This is a genomic window from Streptomyces sp. (genome assembly GCF_050698815.1).
GTDB lineage: Bacteria > Actinomycetota > Actinomycetes > Streptomycetales > Streptomycetaceae > Streptomyces.
This window is the reverse complement of the sequence record NZ_JBOHCV010000750.1, coordinates 1-4,708: the sequence shown is the minus strand read 5'-3', so window position 1 is coordinate 4,708 and position 4,708 is coordinate 1. Positions and strand designations below refer to the sequence as shown.

At 67.0% G+C, this 4,708-nt stretch carries 4 protein-coding genes; 3 read left to right on the top strand and 1 reads right to left on the bottom strand.

Going from position 1 to position 4,708, the window contains the following annotated elements; translation table 11 throughout:
• Positions 1-261 precede the first annotated feature (261 nt).
• Positions 262-657: a hypothetical protein gene (locus ACRDP3_RS26635; RefSeq protein ID WP_431519561.1), complete on the bottom strand. Its 396-nt coding sequence runs from the start codon at positions 655-657 to the stop codon at positions 262-264.
• 452 nt (positions 658-1,109) lie between these two features.
• On the opposite strand from ACRDP3_RS26635, the gene ACRDP3_RS26630 reads away from it, so the two are divergent.
• From ACRDP3_RS26630 to ACRDP3_RS26620, 3 genes are all read left to right on the top strand, one after another.
• On the top strand, positions 1,110-1,988 hold the full coding sequence (locus tag ACRDP3_RS26630) for an FkbM family methyltransferase (protein WP_431519560.1): 879 nt from the start codon (positions 1,110-1,112) through the stop codon (positions 1,986-1,988).
• Positions 1,989-2,289: 301 nt separating this feature from the next.
• Entirely contained in the window at positions 2,290-3,909 is a 1,620-nt protein-coding gene (locus ACRDP3_RS26625; protein WP_431519559.1) for a glycosyltransferase family 2 protein, read from the top strand.
• Positions 3,910-4,048: 139 nt separating this feature from the next.
• Positions 4,049-4,609, top strand: coding sequence for a DUF6328 family protein (locus ACRDP3_RS26620; protein ID WP_431519558.1), 561 nt, complete (start codon positions 4,049-4,051; stop codon positions 4,607-4,609).
• Positions 4,610-4,708: the final 99 nt, after the last annotated feature.

The window sequence follows — 4,708 nt, the reverse complement described above, 5'->3', positions numbered from 1 at the left end:
GTCGCCCAGCAACTCAACGGCCGACCACGCAAAACGCTCGGCTGGAAAACCCCAGCCGAGCGCCTGCGTGATCTACTGACGACCACGTAGGCCGTCAGGTGTTGCGAGGACCCCGAGAATCCGCCTTGCCTGGTCAGGGGCCGTTCACCTGCGGTGAGTGCTTGACGGTTCCGTTTGGAACGCACGGTCCCCTCGGTGCCGGCGTGCTCGTGCTCACCGGTGCCGACTGGCCCATGTCAGTGCTGGATACAGCGGCCTGGATCAGGCCGTGGCGTACTCCGTGTGGCAGTCGTACTCATTGCCGTTGTTGGTCTGGCAGGACGTGATCGGGAGCCTGGTACCTTCCGTGTAGTTGAGGTTCACAGTGCGATCGGTGTTGGCGCCCGTTGTCAGGTAGTAAGGGATGCCGTTGACGTAAGCAACCACACCCTCGCCGTTGGCAGCGTAATCGGCGATGTGCAGCACTTCGCCGTATGCATCGAAGTAGACCCGGTCCACGCGGTTCCCGGCGGAGTCCTCGTGGGCGATCACGCAGCTGACGCCGTCCGGATCCGAGACTCCGGCGCCGAAGCAGCTCGCTTCGAGGGCCAGGGCGTTTGCGGGCATCAGCCCGACGAAGCTGGCGCTGAGGACACCAACGAGCGTGAGTTTGCTCATGGTTCGCATGTAGTTCACTTCTCCGTTGCGGCGTAGGGTTACCGGAGTGGATCTTGCCGCTACAGAGGAACGCGCGGAACAGCATTGCGCGCTCTGTGATCACTTCGAGATGGCCAGAGCCTGACAGTCTTTCGGGACCAAGCCGGTGCCCTGCTGCAATTCCACCGCGAAAACGGCCCTCGCCCTGGCCCTGGCCACCGCGACCGTGCGTGTCGAGATCACGGACATCCGTAACGAATGCGTACCCGCACTCGCGGCGCCCGCCGACGACCGCGACGACGGGATCCTACTTGCGGATATGGGACACAAGACGCCAATGGCTCTCAAGTCGTCAGAGTGGAGACCCTCCAGCGCCTCACCGAGCCGACAACTGGAAGCTGTCCCGGCGTCATGTTTGACAGGGGCCGAAGGCGCGTAGTTAGCCTCGCGATATGGCAACTATGTTCAGGAGCGTGCTCCGTGCACTGCCGCGGATAGGTGTGCAGGTACTCGACCTCGGACCCGGTACGGCCGTGGTCTCCCGGCGCGGTGGCTACACCGCGAAGAAGATGAGCGCGGACGCGTGGATGGTCGGCACCAAGCGGACGAGCACCCCCACCGACGGGTGGGGCCTGCACAAGAAGACCGCGAGCAAACTGTGTGCCCGGCACGTGGCCGGCTTCCTGACCAACTATGAGGTGAACTGCGTCTTCGACGTCGGGGCCAACAAGGGGCAGTACGGCAAACAGCTGCGTGAGTCCGGCTACCGAGGCAGGATCGTCTCCTTCGAGCCGGTTCCGGATGCCCTGGCCGGGCTGCGCAAGGCCGCCGAAGGAGACCCCGACTGGCTGGTCTACCCCTGCGCGCTGGGGCGCAGCGAATCGGTCCAGAGCATGCATCTGGGATGGAAGACCATGAACTCGCTGCTCGAACCGAGCGCGTACGGACAGCAGCGCTACAAGCGATTCGCCGACGACAGCACCACGCTGGTGCGGGTCCGGCGGCTGGACGAGGTCATGGACGAGGCCCTGGAGGGTCTCGCGGACCCGCGGCCCTACCTGAAGATGGACACCCAGGGCTTCGACATGGAGGTCTTCGCCGGCGCGGGCGAACGGATCGACGAGTGCGTCGGGATGCAGTCAGAGGTGGCAGCGCTGCAGCTGTACGAGGGGAGCCCGCACATGACCGAGGCCCTCACCGCCTACCAGGACGCGGGCTTCGAGATCACCGGCATGTACCCCGTCACGCGTGAGGAGACCACAGGGCGGGTCGTCGAATTCGACTGCGTACTGGCGCGCGCGGCCTCAGCGCCGACGTCACCGGTGGCGGCGCCGACGGCATCCCGGCAGTGACCGCCTCGGTGAACGTGCGAGGTTCAAGGGCGAGTTGACGGGGCTGAAACCTGATGACCGGGCAGGAACGCTGAACGCTCCCGCCGTTGTGAGTGAGATCCCCCACCGCATCTTCCTCGGCGGGCGTGGAACCCGGGTGGTGTGCGGAGGGGCGAGGCGTTTCACGCTGCCGCTTCCGACTGGTCGTGTGCCGTTCACCTCCGGTTCGTAGCTTGCGGGTAGGCATATAAATGAGTCGTTATCTACCCGAAAGGCTGTAGTGAGTACCACGTCGCCCACGGATCGCCAGGCTCCGGTCAAGGTGAGTGTCGTCGTTCCCACCCACAACACCGGCGAGACGGTCCTGACAGGACTGCGCTCCTTCCTCGCCCAGACCTTGCCGCGCTCGGAGTTCGAGGTCATCTACGTCGATGACGGCTCCACCGACGACACCGTCGCGATACTGGAGTCCGAAGTCGCCGGCCAGGGAGCCGAATCGGTGGTTCGCCTGATAGGCATCGCGAACTCCGGCTGGCCCGGCAAGCCGCGCAACATCGGCATGGATGCCGCGCGAGGCGAGTTCGTCTACTTCGTCGATGACGACGACTGGCTCGCACCCGAGGCCCTGGAGCGCACGTACACGCGGGCACGGGAAACGGAAGCAGACATCGTCATAGGCCGGATGGCCGGACACGGACGGCGCGCGCCGCGGGCTCTGTTCGAGAAGCCCATCGCCGCAGCGGACTTGCGGTCGGACGTCGCGCTGCTGGCGTCGATGACCGTGCACAAGCTCTTCCGGCGCAGCTTCCTGCAGAAGAACGGACTGCGCTTCGCCGAAGGCGAAGTGCGGCTCGAGGACCATATGTTCACCCTGCGGGCCTATCTCCTCACCGGCCGGGTGGCCACCGTGCACGACTACACCTGCTACCACTGGGTGCGGCATCGGGGCGACGAGCACAACATCAGCTACGAGACGATCGAGCCGGGCCCGTACGTCGACAGCGTCCGCGATGTGCTCGCCATCCTCGACGCGCCCGATACGTGCGTCGCGCCCGGTCGGCACCGCTACCGGCTGGCGGCGAACTGGTACGGCAAGAAGGCGCTCGCCCGGATCAGCGGTCAGCGTTTCCTCGAGCAGCCCGACCGCCGCAGGGCCGAATGGTTCGAAGCCGTCGGTGCCTTGGCCGCCGACATGCCTCCGAAGGCCGACGCGGCACTGCCCACCCGGCTGCGGGTCGTCGCGGCTCTCGCCCGGCACGGCGAGCGCGCACTGCTGGAGGAACACGCGGAGTTCGAAGCCGGAGTCGGCCAGCAGCCTCTCGTCCACTCGGCCGAGTGGAAGGACGGACGGCTCACGGTCTCGTGCGGCACCCGGCTGGTACGCAAGAGGGGGAAGGTCTCGCCCGCCGTACCCCTCGCTTTCTCCCGCGCCCAGGGCCGCTATCTGCTCCGGCTGGCGCCGAGCGTCGCCGCCGTGCGGGAAGCCGCTGAGGCGGCCGACTTCACCAAGGCAGTGCAGCGCAGCAACGTCCGCGGCCTGCTCCGCCACAGCGGAGGGGGAACCGTGCTGAGCGTGCCGCTCAGCCACCACGTGGTCGAGGTGCCCCTGCGGGGCAGCAACGGCGCAGCCGAACTGACGGCCAGGGTGGCGCGTTGGATGCGGCTGCCGGCATGGCTGACGTCCCGTCTGCCGGGTGCCCGCCGCAAGCCGGACCTGTGCGCCCTGCGCTTCGAGACCGAGTTCACCGTCGACCCCTCCTCGGCCGACAACGGCCGACCGCTGGCGCCGGGCACCTGGGACCTCCAGCTTCAGCTGGGGTGCGGCGGCTGGCGCATCGCCCGGGACCTGCGCGGCTACTCCATCGACGTGCCGGCGGATGCGAAGCCGCAGCCGCAACGACCGCGACAGGGGTCTGCCCTTCAGCTCACCGCCAGTGACTGAGGGGATCCCGGCTCGCGAAGGCGGTGGCCGGACAGGCCGCAAGTCTGTCGACCCGTGCAACCGGGAGTGTAGAACGATCAGATGAGCGACATGGTGAAAGCGTCCGAGGCCGGGACCAAGCAGGAGGGGACGGGTGGGGATGACGGACGGTAACGGGTCGGTGCCCAGCGACAGATCCGGCGGTGGCGCCGAACATGTGTCGCGCGACGAGGGTATGGCCTCGGAGGAAGAGCCGTGGGAACGAGTCAATCGCCAGTGGAACGAGATTCTTCAGGAGACCCGCGTCGCACAGACCGGTGTGCAGATTCTCTTCGGCTTTCTGCTGAGCGTCGCGTTCACGGCTCGCTTCACCAACCTGGCCGCCTTCGACCGAACCGTCTACGTCATGACCGTGATCCTGGCCGCCGGTGCGACCGGGGCTCTGATCGCCCCTGTGTCCATTCACCGTTTCCTCTCCGGGCAGCGGATGAAGGACGAGGTCGTGGAGGTCGCCGGCCGCCTGATGATGTGCGGCATGGTCCTGCTGGCGCTGACCGTGGGTTCCACGCTGTTGCTGATTCTGCACGTCGTGCTCTCCAGCCTGCTGGCGGAGATCCTCGTGGGCCTGGTCATGGTGTGGTTCGTCTGCTGCTGGTATGTGCTCCCGGCGTGGTTGCGTAACCGGTCCGACCGGAAACGGGGGCGGCCCCCGCGTCCATGACCAACGCGGTGGAGGAACGTGCGCGCACCTCGAAAGGCTCTCGGCCGCTGATCCCGGGGCACACGCGTGCGGCCCGCCGCCGGCCCGGAAGGCAGGGGG